The following is a 16,397-nucleotide window of genomic DNA, read 5'->3' on the forward strand; positions in this document are numbered from 1 at the left end:
CTCTTCATAGTGTATCGAGCATCAAAAGGAAACATTCTTTTCAGCAGCGGGTTTTTTAAAACTAGTTTTCTGCTACTGGCTGATTTAAAATAAAGGAAGAATCTATGTAAGGGCTGATAAAATGAGTTTATTGAATGTTGAAGGATTATATAAAACCTATGGCGAGAAAACGCTGTTTGATCATATTTCGTTTCATATAGAACCGAAGGAACGCATCGGATTGATTGGACCAAATGGTACAGGGAAGTCAACACTTCTAAAGGTCATCGCGGGACTTGAATCGTTTGAGGAAGGTGACATCACGAAAGCAGGGACACTTGATATCGAATTTCTTGAGCAAGATCCTGAAATGACCGGAAATGAAACGATTCTTGACTACATTTTTTCTGGAACGGCACCAATGATTCAAACGATGAAGGCGTATGAACAGGCACTCGCCGATTTAGAGCATGACCCGCAAAATGAGGCAAAACAAGAGGCGCTGATGCGCATGCAAAATCGAATGGATCAGGAAGATGCTTGGGATGCGAACCTTTCAGCTAAAACGATTTTGACAAAGCTTGGCGTGAAAGATGTGAGCCGCTCTGTACATGCATTATCTGGCGGACAGAAAAAACGTGTCGCCATTGCTAAAAATTTAATTCAGCCTGCAGGTTTGCTGATTTTAGATGAGCCAACCAACCACCTTGATAATGCCACTATTGAATGGCTTGAAGGATATTTGAGTCAATACAGCGGTGCTGTCATCCTCGTGACGCACGATCGTTATTTCTTAAACCGGGTGGCCAATCGGATTTATGAGTTAAATCAAGGGCAGCTTTATACGTATAAAGGAAATTATGAAGTCTTTTTAGAAAAAAGAGCGGAGCGGGAAGCAGAGGCTCAGGTGAAAGAAACGAGGCGTCAAAACTTGCTTAGACGAGAGCTTGCATGGCTGAGACGAGGAGCAAAAGCAAGAACGACAAAGCAGAAAGCACGTATCGGCAGAGTCGAAGAGCTGAAAGATCAAAAAGGACCTGATGCGAAGGGAGAGCTTGATTTTGCCATCGGCTCGCACCGCTTGGGGAAACAAGTGATAGAGGCAGAAGACTTATCAATTTCATTTGCTGGCCAGACCCTTGTGGAGCGGTTTACAGATTTAGTCGTGCCGGGTGATCGTATCGGATTCATCGGACCGAATGGAGTCGGCAAAACCACTCTGCTGAACTGTCTAGCGGGTAAGATTGAACCGACCTCAGGACAATTGACCATTGGACAAACCGTTCGTATTGGCTATTACACGCAGGATCACAAGGAAATGAATGATGAGCTGACCATCATTGAGTATATCAAGGAAACAGCTGAGATCGTCAAGACGTCTGATGGCGTTATTGTCACAGCAGAGCAGATGCTAGAGAGGTTCCTTTTTCCAAGATCGATGCAGCGGACGTATATTCGTAAGCTGTCAGGGGGAGAACGCCGCAGATTGTATTTATTGAAGGTCTTAATGGAAGAGCCGAATGTTCTCTTTTTAGATGAGCCGACGAACGACCTTGATACAGAGACCCTCAGTATTTTAGAAGATTATTTAGAGCAGTTCCCTGGAGTCGTCATCACCGTGTCCCATGATCGTTATTTCTTAGACCGAGTGGTTCACCGTCTGCTTGTCTTTGAAGGAAATGGGCGCATTTCACACTTCCAAGGTGCTTACAGCGATTATATGGAACAGGAAAAAGAGCAGAAGCGGACAGAGACAAAGCCTGCTGAGAAACAAGTAGAAGCCGCACCTAAAAAGAGAAAAAAACTTTCTTATAAAGATCAGCTTGAATGGGACGGGATTGAAGACCGGATACAGGCATTAGAGGAAAAACATCAGCAGCTCGAAACCAGCATTGTAGAAGCAGGAAGTGATTTTGGAAAAATTCAAGAGCTGATGGACGAACAAAAAGCCGTTGCGGAAGAACTAGAACAAGCAATGGACCGCTGGACAGAATTATCGCTTATGATTGAGGAATTGAATGAATAAAGATGTGGAAATAAAAAACCTGTAGAATCGCTCTACAGGTTTTTTTGATAGGAGCATTTGGCATACGCATCATGCTGGTGGATGGATTCCTCATTACGGCACTCGATTTGAAAGCTTTTAATCCATGGCTGCTCATATAATTCGATGGCAATTAATCTTGTGATATCTTCTACAAAGCGCGGATTTTCATAAGCCTCTTCCGTCACTTTCTTTTCATCAGGTCTTTTGAGCACGGGATAAAGCGGTGCGCTCGCATTGGACTCGATGATATGTAAAAGAGCGGCCTTGATGTCGTCAGGATGCGATGCTTGTTCAAATAACCCTACTTGAATGGAAACAGATCCGCGCTGATTATGTGCACCATATTCACTGATTTCTTTGGAACAAGGACATAATGTCGTGACCTGTGCATCGCAGCCAACGTGACAGGTCCATCCGTCCTTTTCATGAAAATGGACGTCATATTGGACGGTCGCATGCATCAAGCCTGACTGACCGGTGACTGGGCTCTGTTTTTCCATGTACCATGGAAAGGCAACTTGAATGGAAGCAGAGGGCTGATCCATTTTCCGGGCGAGCGCTGCCGTCCATTCTTTTAGGGCATTCACATTAAGCGGCTTGCTGCTCTCATAAAACGAGTGCAGCTGTTCAGTGAGCCGGCTCATATGAATGCCTTTTTGATGAGCTGGCAGGGAAGTACTCAGTGTAAATTCAGCTGTAGTTGTCTGGCGATGTGGTGCTGTTTTAGATACGATATGCACCGGATAGGACATGCGGCAGATCCCGACTTGTTCAAGATGAAAATAAAAGTTTTGCTCTGTTTTTTGAATGTCCGTCATGTCCTCTTTTTGCCAAGGCTTTGTGCCAAGACTTGGCGGTACAGATCCGAATAGCTGATGCCGTTCTTCTTTAGATGGAAATGAGCGCATATAGTACCTCCTTTAAATCGTAATTATTCCTATTTATTTTGCGATAAAACACGAAGGAAATCAAGGGTTAAAACTTTGACGTTTACGTTAAGGTTATAAAGGTGTATAATAAAACATGAATTGATGAGCAGGAGGCACTGGTGATGGAATGGATGAAAATTGATCAAGTGGCGAAAAGAAGCGGACTGACAAAACGGACGATTCGTTTCTATGAAGAGATTGGTTTATTATCAGCACCAAAGCGGACAGAGGGCGGAGTCAGACTTTACTCAGAGGACGACATGGAAGAGCTAGAGAAAGTGATGCAGGCAAAAGAGGTACTCGGCTTTTCTTTACAGGAGCTTCAATCGTTTATGGAAATCGGAAAGCAGCTAGAGCTGAATAAAGAAGGCTACTTGCTGTCGCTTGATCCGAAGGAACGATTAGAGAAGCTGTTAGATATTGAGGCGCAGCTGACTGTGCAGCATCAATTGATTTCAAAAAAGCTTGAAACCATTCAATCCTTTAAAAAGGATCTTGAAGCGATGAAAGAAAGAGCGGCTCATGCAATTGAGCAATTACAAAAATAAACACCTCTGCGTGTTTATTTTATTTTGTCAACATTTGAAGGAAAGGTTCTGATGGAATGAAGGAAGAAGAAGTGTTGAAACAGCGTACAAGTCTGCTTAGGCAGCCAAAAGCCGTTTGGGCTGTTGCCTTTGCATGTGTGATTTCGTTTATGGGAATAGGACTCGTTGACCCGATCCTGCCAGCCATTGCATCGCAATTACACGCATCTCCAAGCCAGGTGTCTCTTTTATTTACAAGCTACTTACTTGTGACCGGCTTTGTGATGTTTTTTACCGGTTTTATTTCTAGCCGGATTGGTGCGAAATGGACGTTATTAGTAGGACTCATTTTTATTATTGTTTTTTCTGCTTTAGGAGGTACTTCTTCAACGATTAATGAATTAATTGGCTTTAGAGGCGGATGGGGCATCGGGAATGCTTTATTTATTTCAACTGCACTCTCTGTCATTGTCGGTGTGTCTGTTGGAGGAAGTGCGAAGGCCATTATTTTATACGAGGCAGCACTAGGTCTTGGGATATCGGTTGGACCGCTGCTTGGCGGTGAGCTTGGAACAATTTCTTGGCGCGGGCCTTTCTTTGGCGTTGCCGTGTTAATGCTTATCGCTCTTTTAGCGATTACCTTTATGCTTCCACCTATGCAAAAGCCGCAGAAAAAAGTGAAATTATTTGAGGCTGTCGGGGCGTTAAAATATAAAGGGCTTTTAACGATGGCATCTGCCGCTTTCTTATATAATTTTGGTTTCTTTGTGCTTTTAGCGTATTCACCATTTGTGCTCCATCTTGATGAGCATGGACTTGGTTATGTCTTTTTTGGTTGGGGGCTATTTTTGGCTGTGACCTCCGTCTTCTCCGCGCCGGTCATTCATCGTAAACTTGGGACATTGACCTCGCTGGTGGTTTTGTTTGCTTCGTTTGCTGTGATTTTATTCGGCATTGGGGTTTGGACGTCTCATGTTGTGGTCGTGATCTGCGGAATTGTCATTGCTGGGGGAATTCTCGGTATGATCAATACGGTTCTCACGACAGCTGTGATGGGATCAGCACCGGTTGAACGTTCAATTGCTTCATCCTCTTACAGTGCTGTACGGTTTATTGGGGGCGCGATTGCTCCTTGGATTGCCGGAGTTCTCGCTGAATCCTATACAGCAAGTACACCTTACTATGTCGGGGCTGGTGTTGTTCTTCTAGGCATGATTATTCTGCTCCTTGGACGTAAGCATTTGGTGAATATCCAAGCAGGTCATTAATTAGAAAAAAGCCTTATATCTGCAAAAGATATAAGGCTTTTTTGTCGTTATAATACTTTTGTCGTCCAAGATTCGCAATTCCAAGTTTCAGTTGCCACATCTTGATAAAATTCAGGCTCGTGAGAAATCAATAAGACGCTGCCTTTATATTCTTTTAAGGCGCGTTTTAGTTCTTCTTTTGCATCGACATCTAAATGGTTTGTCGGCTCATCGAGAACAAGTAAGTTGGTTTCTTCGTTGATCAGCTTGCAAAGACGGACCTTTGCTTTTTCTCCTCCGCTTAATACAGACACACGGCTTTCAATATGTTTTGTTGTTAATCCGCATTTTGCAAGAGCGGCTCTGACTTCATATTGCGTGTAAGAAGGGAAGGTGCTCCATACTTCTTCAATACAAGTATTGCTGTTTTGCTCTTTTACTTCTTGCTCAAAGTAGCCAATATGCAAGAATTCTCCACGTTCCACCTCACCAGAAATAGGTGTGATTTCCCCAAGAAGACTTCGGAGCAGCGTCGTTTTTCCGATACCGTTAGCGCCGTACAGCGCAATTTTTTGCCCGCGTTCCATTTTCAAATTCAATGGGCGGGAGAGCGGTTCATCATAACCAATGACCAAATCTTTCGTTTCAAAAATCAGTTTCCCAGACGTACGTGCCGGTTTAAAGTGGAATTCTGGTTTTGGCTTTTCTGCTGCCAGTTCAATCATATCCATCTTATCCAATTTCTTTTGACGGGACATCGCCATATTTCTTGTGCTGACACGTGCTTTGTTTCTTGCGACAAAATCCTTTAGTTCAGCCACTTCCTGCTGCTGTCTTTTATAGGCTGCTTCGAGCTGCTGCTTTTTGACTTCGTACACTTGTTTAAATTGGTCGTAATCACCAACATAGCGCGTGAGCTCTTGATTTTCAACATGATAAATCAAGTTAATAACACTGTTTAAAAACGGAATATCATGTGAAATGAGGATAAACGCATTTTCATATTCCTGTAAATAACGCTTCAGCCACTCAATATGCTGCTCATCCAAATAGTTGGTCGGCTCATCGAGAAGGAGAATTTCTGGCTTCTCTAACAGCAATTTCGCTAGCAGGACCTTCGTACGCTGACCGCCGCTGAGCTCCGTCACATCACGGTCCAGTCCAAGATCCGTTAAGCCAAGACCTCTTGCAATCTCCTCGACCTTAGAATCAATGATATAGAAATCATTGTTTGTCAGTGCGTCCTGAATGACGCCAACTTCCTCTAACAGCTTTTCCAGCTCATCAGGATCGGCTTCACCCATTTTGCCATAAATGTCATTCATCGCGGCTTCCATGGAGAATAAATAATGGAATGCATCCTGAAGGACTTCACGGATCGTTCTGCCTTTTTCTAGCACGGTATGCTGATCAAGGTAGCCGACACGGACATTTTTCGCCCATTCGACTTTTCCTGCATCTGGCTCCAGCTTGCCAGTAATAATATTCATAAACGTTGACTTTCCTTCACCGTTGGCGCCGATTAAGCCGACATGCTCGCCTTTTAATAAACGGAAGGACACTTCGTGGAAAATGGCTCTGTCGCCAAAGCCATGACTTAAATCTTTAACAGATAATATCATTTTTTACACCTCAAATAGATTCAAAACGGCTAGTGCCTCTCATGATTATATCGAACTGTCCGGCTCGATAAAAGCATCAAAAGAAAAATTGCGTTTCAAAGCTGATTTTGAGATACTAAAGGATAGATTGAATGAGGATAAAGGAGATCGACATGACGGAAAATTGGGCATTTTTGAAAGAAGCAAAGCCATTTATTCAGGAAAACTTTCAAGCGGCTGGCTTCGAAAAACCAACAGCTATACAAGAAAAAACAGCAGAGTGGATTACGGAGAAGCGTGATGTGATCGCAGAATCGCCAACTGGAACGGGGAAGACACTTGCGTATGTTCTGCCGCTTTTAAATAAAATTGATGTCAATATTAAGCATCCGCAAGTCTTAATCTTGGCACCTTCAAGAGAGCTTGTGATGCAAATCTTTGATGTCGTGCAAGAGTTTAAACAAGGATCAGACATCAAAGCGGTCTCCTTGATTGGTGGAGCGAACATCAAGAAGCAGCAAGAAAAACTAAAGAAACATCCGAACATCGTTGTGGCGACACCGGGCCGAGTACAAGAATTAATCAAAATCAAGAAACTGAAAATGCATGAAGTCAAAACGATTGTATTAGACGAAGCAGATCAGCTTCTTGTGCCAGAGCATATGAAAACGATCCAAGGAATCATTAAGTCCACATTAAAAGAAAGACAAATCCTTTGTTTTTCTGCAACATTGAAAGAAGAAACCGTTCAGCTGATCAAAGAAATGACATCTGAACCAGAAGTATTGAAAATTGCTAGAAGCGAGGAAGAAGCGCAGAAAGTGGGTCACTATTATCTGTTATGTGATCAGCGTGACAAAGTGAAACTGCTGCAAAAGCTATCACGGCTTGAGGACATGCAGGCGCTCGTTTTTGTACGTGACATTACGAACTTAAGCATTTATGCAGAGAAATTAGCGTACCATCATGTCGACCTTGGTGTCCTTCATAGTGAAGCAAAAAAAGCTGAACGTGCTGTGATCTTGAAATCATTTGAACAGCGTGAATTCCCGCTCCTCCTTGCAACAGATATTGCAGCAAGAGGAATCGATATTGATGATCTGCCATATGTGATTCATGCAGATATGCCAAATGAAGAGGGCTACATCCACCGTTCAGGCAGAACCGGGCGCGCAGGAAAAGAAGGCGCAGTCATCAGCCTTGTCACACCTCAAGAGCAATCAATGCTGAAAAAGATGGCGAAAAAGCTGAATCTTTCGCTTGAAGAAATTGTGTATAAGCAAGGCCAGCTGCACCTTGCGCCCAAGCAGGCATAAGAAAAGGACCCTCCATTATTGGCAGGGTCCTTTTTTGTTATGAAATTTTGACAAGCTGTTTTCCGACATTTTCTCCTTTGAATAGTCCAAGGAATGCGTCAGGAATGTTGTCAAAGCCTTCTATGATTGTTTCTTTATATGTGAGTTTGTCTTCTTTTACCCATTGTGCGAGATCCTTCGCTGCCTCTCCAAAACGATCTGAATAGTTGCCAACGATGAAGCCTTGCATCAATGCGCTTGTTTTGATGAGTTTTGTTTGCACACGCGGCCCGATGTCCTCGCTTGCGCTAATATTATAAGAAGAAATGGCGCCGCACACTGGAATACGTGCAAAACGGTTTAAATGATTCATCACCGCATCTGAAATCTCGCCGCCTACATTGTCAAAGTACACATCAACGCCGTTAGGACAGGCTTTTGCAATGGCATCATCTAAATCATTTGTTGTTTTATAATTAATCGTTTCATCAAAGCCCAATTCTTTTAAATAAGCGAGTTTATCATCAGATCCGGCAATTCCAACGACGTGTGCGCCTTTGATCTTAGCGATTTGTCCTACAACAGAACCAACAGCTCCTGCGGCTCCAGAGATGACAACCGTCTCGCCTTCTTTTGGCTGGCCAATCGCAAGCAGGCCGAAGTAAGCGGTTTGCCCTGGCATGCCCAAAATGCCTAAATAATAGGACAATGGCGCAATGGACGGATCAATTTTAGTCAGAGATTCAGCTTTGGCAGTGGAATATTCTTGCCATCCAAGGAATCCAAGGACAAAATCACCCTTTTCAAATTGAGGCGATTTCGACTCAACGACTTCTCCGACGACACCGCCCTGAATCACTTCATTTAGCTTGAACGGAGGTGTATAGGATTTAGTATCCTGCATTCGTCCTCTCATATAAGGATCTACAGAAACATATTTCGTTTGAATCAAGACCTCTCCATCTTGCGGTACAGGTATATCTACTGTTTCAAAATGAAAAACATCTTTTGTAGGTAATCCTTTTGGACGTTTAGCTAATTGAATTTGCTTTTGTTGACTCATGTCAAATCCTCCCTTTCACTTACAGCCTAGATTTACATTAACATGATGCTTCTTTTCGTTCAAAACATACGGTCTTTTCAAAACACACACAAAAAAGCAGCCGCCATCTCATCGAAGGGACTACTTTTTCTGAAAAGATACAGAGAGAAGCGGCGGGAGACAGCCAAACAGCTGATACACATCCGCATCACGTTCTTTTAACAAATATTCGTTTGCATTTTGCATGGAGGCTTTCATCATATCGCGCGTCACAAAAGGAAAAAGGATATTCAAGTATGAGGACAACATGTCTTGTGGATCTTGTTCAATTGACTCGATATCTCCAATGTTAATAATGATGGAAAAGAGATAATCAATTGAGATGTGAAAGTGCTGTTCGGCAAACAATGTAAGCGGCTTTGTATTTGCTTCTTCAGGATTCCACTTTTGAAAAAGCTGTTTCACCAAATCACTGACAACCCAAGCATTAAACTGCTGCTCCGCAGAAAAGTAATACATCAGCTCTCCCTCATTTCTAGCCTCCAGTATAAGAATTGTACAACAAATCAACAGGATTGAACATAATAATTCAGAAAATTTAGTCATTTTTACAGGATTTTTGTCAAAAATAAGTCGATAGACATAGTACGTCTTTCAAGAAAATTGGATGTGCTCGTGGAAGGTTTAATGTCAAAAGTGACGGGTAAAAGATTCGTAAGACGTTAAAGGAGGAATATAAAATGAAACCTGTTGTAAGAGAGTATTCAAATGATGAAACACTTCAAAAAGATGTAGAGCAATTAAAGGCACTCGGTGTTGCAAGAGAGGACATTTATGTTCTGTCCCATGACGATGATCGAACAGAGCGTATTGCAAATAATGCAGATGCCAATACGATTGGCTCAAGAGAAGTTGGACTCAAACATGCGGTTGGAAACATCTTTAGTAAAAAGGGTGATGAGCTCCGCAATAAAATTCATGAAATTGGTTTCTCAAAAGAAGAAGCTGAGACATTTGAAGAACATTTAGACGAAGGGAAAGTCCTTCTCTTTGTCACAGATCATGAAAAAGTGAAAAACTGGGCGTAAACGCCAACCGAAAAAGCCTCTTACTTTTGTAAGGGGCTTTTTTTCATGCTTCCATGTCTGAAAGAGAGACATATATCTTTTTTACGATAATAAGTAAATACAGAAGTATGGAATAAATAGTAAACTCTCTAATTGAAAATGCCGTTATACCAATGAAAATCATGGAGAATCAAAAAAATAGTCGAAATATCACAAAAAACCATTCGGGAAATAATCATTGTATCTTTCTATTTTGATTTAAAATTAAATAAAAACTTGTGTAATTTAGTAGATAAATTTCTTAGTTCTATTGGTTTAAGTTGTATTTTTGTGTAGAAATAAGTGTTTTAAGGTCAAAAAACCACGAAAAATACCTGTATTTTCAATTAGAAATTCATTTTAATGTTTAGGAAATAATTTGTTGACAAAATAAACTAAAAACAATATATTTGGCTTAATCCAGTCATTATGGAATTAGTTGTTAAATTTCTGGCGGGTTTATTCCAAGCATAATCTAGTGAAAGGAGGTGGCAAGAACAAAGGCGTAAGCGCCTCTTAGATACAAAAATGTCTACTAGAACAGAACAAATCGTCGTTTACTTGAAGAAAAAATGATCGCCATTCTAAACAGTAGATTGATCTTTCTACTAAAAGCATAGTGTAAGAGATTGAAAAAGACGTTAAGTCCTTATAAAAAAGAGAAAGCGGTTTCAATAAGAAATGTGAGTTGATCGAACGGTAAAGGAGGTGAACTCATATGAAAAAAAGAGAGAACAAGCTGAGGCGATGCGGCCCTCGAACGGCTGCATATGAGGGTGAATGCTGAAAAAGAAGAGTGAACATGTGGGGTGCTTCTCTCCTTTTTCAGAAAAACAGATTTTCCTAAAAAATCCATCTTTCATTTTAACATAAGGTTTTTGGCTTGAAAACCACCTTTGCCCGAAAAGAAGATTGTGAATTGAAGGAGGTTTCATGATGAAAAAGGCTTTGTACCATGAAGACAGTGGGCTTTATTTAGAAAAGATGCGCATGGCATTCCAAGAGCATTATGAGCAAAGAACAGATATGTGGTCTACTGATCCATCCTTAACAGACGCAGCAGTGATGTCATTAAAGGCATGGCGTTCAAGGGAAAAGAATGCACTTGCTTCTGTGCTGGATATCGGGTGCGGCAACGGCCGTGCACTAGAACATTTAAGCGGGCTTTCCGGATATGTCGGTATCGACCTGTATGAGCATGAGGAGTGGGAAGGGTTACAGAAAAGAGAAACAGTTCCTGTCCATTTTGTTCATCAAGATTTTATGTCATGGTCCATGGATCAGGGACGCGGGATGCAGTTTGATTTAATTTTAGATCATGGCTGCTTTCATCATCAACATCCTGATGATCATGAACGTTATTTAAAACAGGTCTCTTCTTTACTTCATGAAGGCGGTGTCTTTTCACTTGTTGTCTGGGGAGAACAGTGGAAAACAGGATTAATCGGAGAAGATGGCCGTTTCCATTTTTCATTTTCAGATTCTCAGCTTGGCGAAAAAATTTGTACATCAGGTCTTGAGCTTGTATCCATATCACCGTTACAAGCGAAGGCCGGAATCAGCCAGCATCATGTCATTGCCGTCAAAATCTAGTACAAAGGTGAGTGATTCAAAGCTAGCAGAGGTGTTCATGGGAAGAAAGAGCGTCTATCAATCAAGGGCGTTTGCTGCTCTGACAGAAAATAAAGCATATGAACCAAGATTTCTGCTCCTTTGTACTGGAAAAGGACAAGGTCTAAAGCGATGAGAGACACTGCACATCCATTTCTTTCTGCGGGAGCACACAAGCTGAGGGAGTGCGTACACATATTCATCACTCCATCACTGCGCTATGGGAGTCGATTTGGGTGCAGTGATGAATAGGGGGGAGACAAATGAACAAGTTTGTAGATGAATTACAATCAATGATTCATCATTTTACCTTTCAAGAAAAACACTATTTGCTCGTGGGGCCTGTGAATCTGCCAATTTCCATTCAACATGAAGAAGTGCCATTTAAGTGGTATGCCTTTGCGCCTGTTGAACGGGATACAAAACCAACGATCGAATCTATTGTCCAAATGAGTACCGCGCAGCAAACCTTTTCCTCTTGTCTCTTATTTGGCGACTTTGAAAATGAACGGCCGCCGCTTGTGCGAATCCATAGTGTCTGCCAAACAGGGGATGTGTTTGGGTCACTGAAATGTGATTGTGGTCCACAGCTTGCATTATCGCTGAAGAAAATCACCGATTACGGAAAAGGCATGCTTGTGTATATGGCCAATCAAGAAGGTCGGTCTATTGGGCTGATGGCAAAAGCGTTGACGTATAAATTACAGGAGATGCAGCTGGATACTTTTGAAGCCAACCGCCTGATCGGCTGCGGGGATGATGATCGGCATTACGAGGAAGCAGCAGCTGTTTTGCACTATTTAAACAAAGGGAAACCATTGCATTTACTAACAAACAATCCAGATAAAGTCGATTCTATTGCAGCTTACGGTCTTCCTGTTTTGCGGTTTGATCATACGGTCGAAGCCTCTCTCTACAATGAAGCCTATTTAAAGGCAAAAGCAGCCTCAGGGCATATGGTCGATGAGAAGAAATTAATTAATCAATAGACGAGTTTATTGAAAGAAGGCGGGAGAAAAGCGTGAAACCTGATATCAATTGGATTCAAATCCCAAGCGGCTATGCAACGATTGGAAGTAATGAAGAAGATATGAAAAAGGCAGCAGAATTCTGGAAGGACAAGCTGCTCAATCCAACCTACGGCCGTGAGAAAAAATTTCAAAAATGGCTGTACAAAGAATTTCCATCCTATCAGCCGTATATCAACGAATTTTTTATCTCAGATACGGTCGTCAGCAATGAATTGTATCAAAGCTATTGTGATGAAACAGGCCAGACATACCCAGAGAGCTTAACGAACGAAGAGCTTGGCGGAGGAAAAGATCATCCAGCTTGGGGCATGGACATTGAGGAAGCCTTCTCGTTCTGTCAGTGGCTGAGCGGGAAACTTGGGATTGATGTTTCAATTCCTACTGAAGAAGAATGGGAGTATGCTGCCCGGGGAAACACGAGAAATCAATACCCGTGGGGAGATGAGTTTGATCCTTCTTACTGCAATACGCACGAATCAAATATTGAAAAAACGACGCCTGTCCGTCATTACGAAAAGGGCCGATCCTTATTTGGTCTTTATGATATGGGGGGCAACGTCGAGGAATGGGTCAATACCAAATATCACGTATATGAAGGCGGCATCGAGGTCGTCGATGATTTAACGGAAACACTCGGAAATGATTACTACATTTTAAAGGGCGGCTCCTTCGCAAGAGGCGGAGATTTATGCAGAGTCGCAAGAAGACACGGGAAGCACCCAGATCCCGTTTTTCGATTTACTGGTTTTCGTTTAGTGACTCGTCAAAAACAACATATAAAGGTGGGAGTGTAAAACCATGCATAGAGGACCAATTACATCTGTTTTATCAACTCAGCACGACCAAATTGTTTACACTGGCGGCTATGACCGCTGTATTTATCAGTGGAACCGGGCGACGGGAGAAGGAACGTTTATTGGCAGTCACGAGCATATCATTAATTCTATATCTCTTTCTGAAAACGCAAAGTATTTAGCGAGTGCATCGTCAGACTATACGATTCAATTGTATGATACAGGCACAAATACCCGAATCCGCACGTTGTTTGGTCATGCAGATGATGTAGAAGCCGTCGCTTTTGCGAAGCAGGATACTTTGCTTGTATCCGTGTCCAGAGATAGAAGATGCTTAGTCTGGGATATCGAAACGGGCGCTATTTTAAGAGAATTCCATGGCCATAGCAAAGATGTATTAGCTGTATGGATACATGGTGATAAAGCTTATACAACAGGTGATGATGGATATGTCCTTGTATGGCTGTATGAAACCGGAGAAATTGTAGGGGAAATCGGCCCGTTTGATTATGAGCTCGATACGATCAGCGGCAGCAATCAAAAAGAAGTATTCGCACTTGGCAGAGATGATGGCACCGTCATTATTTATGATGCGGGTACTTTACAGGAGAAGAAAATCATTAAAGCCCATTTACAGGGCGTCAAGCGCGTGAATTTTTCCCCAAGCGGCAATTACTTGCTGACAGCAGGCTACGACCATTTAATTAAGCTGTGGAATTATGAAACAGGTGATTTAGTCGATACACTGCTGCCTCATAAATATCAGTGGGAGCGCTCACTTGTCTGGACAGAGGATGAGAAGTCAATACTAGGAGCCAGCTTTGGAAAAACATATTGTGAATGGTCGATCGAAAAGGGCAAAGTCGTATCAGATGAGATCGAAATGGCGACACCATCTATCAATGATATTGCGCTGACTGATGCAGGTGATATTATTACCGCATCCGATGATGGAAAATTCAGAAAAAATGGGATTGAAATTGCCAAATCGACGGGCGTTTTAACAAATGGAGTAGCTGTTGCACGGGATGGAAGCTATTATGCGTGGGGAGACCATGCAAGTCAGGTGCATATTGTTCATGAGTCATTACAGCAAATGGTTTCGTTTGATCTTAACACAGGTCCGGTCAACAGCGTGTATTTCCACGAGGAGGATCGTCAATTTTATATTGGAACTTACGGCGGTTATGTACATGTCATTTCGACAGAACACTTAAAGGAAATCGGCCGTTCCAAAGCACACGATTGTGCAGTTAAAGCATTAAAGGTAGAAGGAGATCTTATCATCACAGCAGCAGTTGAAGGAACCATTTGTCTTTTAGATAAAAAGAGTTTGTCCTTAAAAGCGGAGTACATTGGTGCGACAGAGCTGTTAAATGATGTCTTTATTGATAGTAAACGAGACCGTATCGCCATTGTCAGCCGCGACAAGAATGTGAGATTGTTTGATTTGCATACAGGAAGAATTTTAGGCCAGCATAACGAACACCAGTATTCGATTAAATCGGTCACAGTCACAGACTCAGGCTATATTGTAAGCGGTGATTATTGGGGCTATATCGTTGTGTGGAATCCAGAGCTGGATGTCAACACCGGCCCAATTAGAATTGCCCAAAATGGGATTAGTGCCATCAGACAATTAGGCAATGATGTATACGCAAGCTCATATGACGGCGGGATTTATCACGTTCGAGAAGATGGGACGCATACCGAAGTACTACGCTTATTTGAACAATTTCCGAAAGAAGTAATCTCTCATTAAGAAAAAGAATGTAAGCGGGGGATTCTCATGATAAGTGTTTGCAAGGAACATATGAAAAAAGGTCTGTCTGTACTCAATTGTCCGCATGTGCTCCTCATTAATAAATATGAATGTCGCAAATGCTGTTTTTGTAAACAACGAGCATCTTATAAACTTTTTTATTCCTTGCCTTACTATGATCGATCTGAAAAGAAACGGATGGAAAAAATATAGCACATGAGAATAGAACTCCTTCATTCCCTGAAGGAGTTCTTTCCCTTGAAAGAGAGGAAAGGAGACTTACATGAAAGACGATGTTTTTTATATGAAGCTAGCGATTGCCAACGCAAAGGCCATGAAAGGACAAACCTCGCCAAATCCGCTTGTCGGGGCAGTGGTAGTCAAAAAAGGTGAGATCGTTGGAATTGGTGCTCACATGAAGGCGGGCGAGCCGCATGCTGAAATTCATGCACTGCAAATGGCAGGAGATAAGGCGAAGGGGGCTCATATGTATGTGACGCTCGAACCTTGTTCGCATCATGGAAAAACAGGCCCTTGCTCAGAAGCCATTATAAAGAGCGGGGTGAAACGTGTGGTCATTGCCACTGGGGACCCAAATCCACTTGTAGCAGGTAAAGGGGTCACGATGTTGAAACAGGCAGGGATAGAAGTAGAAGAAGGGGTATGTAAGCGGGAAGCGGACAGCTTAAATCTTCCTTTTTTTCATTCGATACAATCAGACCTTCCTTATGTCATATTAAAAACAGCCATTTCGTTAGATGGGAAAATTGCAACAGCTCATCAAGAAAGCAAATGGATTACAGGGACAGAAGCGAGGAATGAAGTGCAGCAATTACGTCAAGAAGCAGATGCTGTGATAACAGGCGTCGAAACCATTATTCAAGATGATGCAGGTCTTATTGTAAAAGATTCAATCGTGACACAGCCCATTCGTGTCATTTTAGATTCCACCTTAAGGATTCCGCTTCATGCGAAATGTTTAAATGATCATATGGCAGAAACCATCATTTGTACCTCAAACAAGTATGATCAAAAAAAATACCATCAACTGGTGCAAAAAGGACATCAAGTATTTGTCACAAGCGGAGAAAATCGGACAGATCTTCATGCGGTGTTACGTATGCTGAAAAGGCGCTCTGTGATGTCGGTGCTTGTAGAGGCGGGAGGGAGTGTGAGCGCATCCTTTTTAGAAGCGTCACTTGTGAACGAAGTCATTATTTATATGGCACCATTATTAATTGGAGGGAAAGATGCACCTACTTTCTTTGAAGGAGAAGGTACGAAATCATTAAAAGAAGCCATCCGGCCGGTAGATATGGATTATAGTATGGTAGGAAAAGATTTAAAAATGACGATGAGACTTTAATGAAAGAAGGACCTTGTGCATAAAGTGCAAGGTCTTTTGATTATTTTAAAAAAATAAAAG

At 42.1% G+C, this 16,397-nt stretch carries 14 protein-coding genes; 10 read left to right on the plus strand and 4 right to left on the minus strand.

Going from position 1 to position 16,397, the window contains the following annotated elements:
- Positions 1–121: 121 nt before the first annotated feature.
- The gene (locus MHB41_RS03550) at positions 122–2,005 is read left to right on the plus strand and encodes an ABC-F family ATP-binding cassette domain-containing protein (RefSeq protein WP_268413567.1); all 1,884 of its coding nucleotides are present in this window, start codon (positions 122–124) and stop codon (positions 2,003–2,005) included.
- A 32-nt stretch (positions 2,006–2,037) separates the two neighbouring features.
- Here MHB41_RS03550 and folE2 read toward each other — a convergent pair whose 3' ends face one another.
- Positions 2,038–2,934: a GTP cyclohydrolase FolE2 gene (gene folE2, locus MHB41_RS03555; RefSeq protein ID WP_081124078.1), complete on the minus strand. Its 897-nt coding sequence runs from the start codon at positions 2,932–2,934 to the stop codon at positions 2,038–2,040.
- Between the two features lie 143 nt (positions 2,935–3,077).
- Here folE2 and MHB41_RS03560 point away from each other — a divergent pair, with 143 nt between their 5' ends.
- Positions 3,078–3,503 carry a MerR family transcriptional regulator gene (locus tag MHB41_RS03560; protein ID WP_024424586.1) on the plus strand — a complete coding sequence of 142 codons (426 nt, stop codon included), beginning with the start codon at positions 3,078–3,080 and terminating at the stop codon, positions 3,501–3,503.
- A gap of 56 nt (positions 3,504–3,559) precedes the next feature.
- Complete coding sequence (locus tag MHB41_RS03565; RefSeq protein WP_144496707.1) at positions 3,560–4,750, plus strand: MFS transporter; 1,191 nt, start codon at positions 3,560–3,562, stop codon at positions 4,748–4,750.
- 47 nt (positions 4,751–4,797) lie between these two features.
- Here the strand turns inward: MHB41_RS03565 and MHB41_RS03570 are convergent, their stop codons facing one another.
- Entirely contained in the window at positions 4,798–6,351 is a 1,554-nt protein-coding gene (locus MHB41_RS03570) for an ABC-F family ATP-binding cassette domain-containing protein (RefSeq protein ID WP_024426645.1), read from the minus strand.
- A gap of 152 nt (positions 6,352–6,503) precedes the next feature.
- Between MHB41_RS03570 and MHB41_RS03575 the strand changes: the two genes are divergently transcribed.
- The gene (locus MHB41_RS03575; RefSeq protein WP_024426644.1) at positions 6,504–7,646 is read left to right on the plus strand and encodes a DEAD/DEAH box helicase; all 1,143 of its coding nucleotides are present in this window, start codon (positions 6,504–6,506) and stop codon (positions 7,644–7,646) included.
- 37 nt (positions 7,647–7,683) lie between these two features.
- Here the strand turns inward: MHB41_RS03575 and MHB41_RS03580 are convergent, their stop codons facing one another.
- Positions 7,684–8,688 (minus strand): NADP-dependent oxidoreductase, encoded by a 1,005-nt coding sequence (locus MHB41_RS03580; RefSeq protein WP_024426643.1) that lies wholly within the window; start codon positions 8,686–8,688, stop codon positions 7,684–7,686.
- A 120-nt stretch (positions 8,689–8,808) separates the two neighbouring features.
- Entirely contained in the window at positions 8,809–9,186 is a 378-nt protein-coding gene (locus tag MHB41_RS03585) for a YfmB family protein (protein ID WP_024426642.1), read from the minus strand.
- Positions 9,187–9,407: 221 nt separating this feature from the next.
- Between MHB41_RS03585 and MHB41_RS03590 the strand changes: the two genes are divergently transcribed.
- From MHB41_RS03590 to ribD, 6 genes are all read left to right on the plus strand, one after another.
- Positions 9,408–9,755 carry a general stress protein gene (locus tag MHB41_RS03590; protein ID WP_034282732.1) on the plus strand — a complete coding sequence of 116 codons (348 nt, stop codon included), beginning with the start codon at positions 9,408–9,410 and terminating at the stop codon, positions 9,753–9,755.
- 954 nt (positions 9,756–10,709) lie between these two features.
- A complete protein-coding gene (locus MHB41_RS03595; RefSeq protein ID WP_034282731.1) occupies positions 10,710–11,366 on the plus strand; it encodes a methyltransferase domain-containing protein in 657 nt (218 codons plus the stop codon).
- A gap of 281 nt (positions 11,367–11,647) precedes the next feature.
- Entirely contained in the window at positions 11,648–12,373 is a 726-nt protein-coding gene (locus tag MHB41_RS03600) for a GTP cyclohydrolase II (protein WP_034282729.1), read from the plus strand.
- Between the two features lie 32 nt (positions 12,374–12,405).
- Positions 12,406–13,209 carry an SUMF1/EgtB/PvdO family nonheme iron enzyme gene (locus MHB41_RS03605; protein WP_034282727.1) on the plus strand — a complete coding sequence of 268 codons (804 nt, stop codon included), beginning with the start codon at positions 12,406–12,408 and terminating at the stop codon, positions 13,207–13,209.
- Between the two features lie 4 nt (positions 13,210–13,213).
- Positions 13,214–14,971 carry a WD40 repeat domain-containing protein gene (locus MHB41_RS03610; protein ID WP_176966827.1) on the plus strand — a complete coding sequence of 586 codons (1,758 nt, stop codon included), beginning with the start codon at positions 13,214–13,216 and terminating at the stop codon, positions 14,969–14,971.
- 283 nt (positions 14,972–15,254) lie between these two features.
- Entirely contained in the window at positions 15,255–16,337 is a 1,083-nt protein-coding gene (gene ribD / locus MHB41_RS03615; protein ID WP_135032920.1) for a bifunctional diaminohydroxyphosphoribosylaminopyrimidine deaminase/5-amino-6-(5-phosphoribosylamino)uracil reductase RibD, read from the plus strand.
- Positions 16,338–16,397 lie beyond the last annotated feature (60 nt).

Origin of the sequence: Bacillus sp. FSL H7-0578 (assembly GCF_038630855.1) — a bacterium.
Classification (GTDB): Bacteria; Bacillota; Bacilli; order Bacillales; family Bacillaceae; genus Bacillus; species Bacillus safensis.

Bases quoted from the DNA above. Each gene is read 5' to 3' on its own strand.
- MHB41_RS03550 (WP_268413567.1), top strand. From the start codon at position 122: ATGAGTTTATTGAATGTTGAAGGATTATATAAAACCTATGGCGAGAAA.
- folE2 (WP_081124078.1), bottom strand. From the start codon at position 2,934: ATGCGCTCATTTCCATCTAAAGAAGAACGGCATCAGCTATTCGGATCT.
- MHB41_RS03560 (WP_024424586.1), top strand. From the start codon at position 3,078: ATGGAATGGATGAAAATTGATCAAGTGGCGAAAAGAAGCGGACTGACA.
- MHB41_RS03565 (WP_144496707.1), top strand. From the start codon at position 3,560: ATGAAGGAAGAAGAAGTGTTGAAACAGCGTACAAGTCTGCTTAGGCAG.
- MHB41_RS03570 (WP_024426645.1), bottom strand. From the start codon at position 6,351: ATGATATTATCTGTTAAAGATTTAAGTCATGGCTTTGGCGACAGAGCC.
- MHB41_RS03575 (WP_024426644.1), top strand. From the start codon at position 6,504: ATGACGGAAAATTGGGCATTTTTGAAAGAAGCAAAGCCATTTATTCAG.
- MHB41_RS03580 (WP_024426643.1), bottom strand. From the start codon at position 8,688: ATGAGTCAACAAAAGCAAATTCAATTAGCTAAACGTCCAAAAGGATTA.
- MHB41_RS03585 (WP_024426642.1), bottom strand. From the start codon at position 9,186: ATGTATTACTTTTCTGCGGAGCAGCAGTTTAATGCTTGGGTTGTCAGT.
- MHB41_RS03590 (WP_034282732.1), top strand. From the start codon at position 9,408: ATGAAACCTGTTGTAAGAGAGTATTCAAATGATGAAACACTTCAAAAA.
- MHB41_RS03595 (WP_034282731.1), top strand. From the start codon at position 10,710: ATGAAAAAGGCTTTGTACCATGAAGACAGTGGGCTTTATTTAGAAAAG.
- MHB41_RS03600 (WP_034282729.1), top strand. From the start codon at position 11,648: ATGAACAAGTTTGTAGATGAATTACAATCAATGATTCATCATTTTACC.
- MHB41_RS03610 (WP_176966827.1), top strand. From the start codon at position 13,214: ATGCATAGAGGACCAATTACATCTGTTTTATCAACTCAGCACGACCAA.
- ribD (WP_135032920.1), top strand. From the start codon at position 15,255: ATGAAAGACGATGTTTTTTATATGAAGCTAGCGATTGCCAACGCAAAG.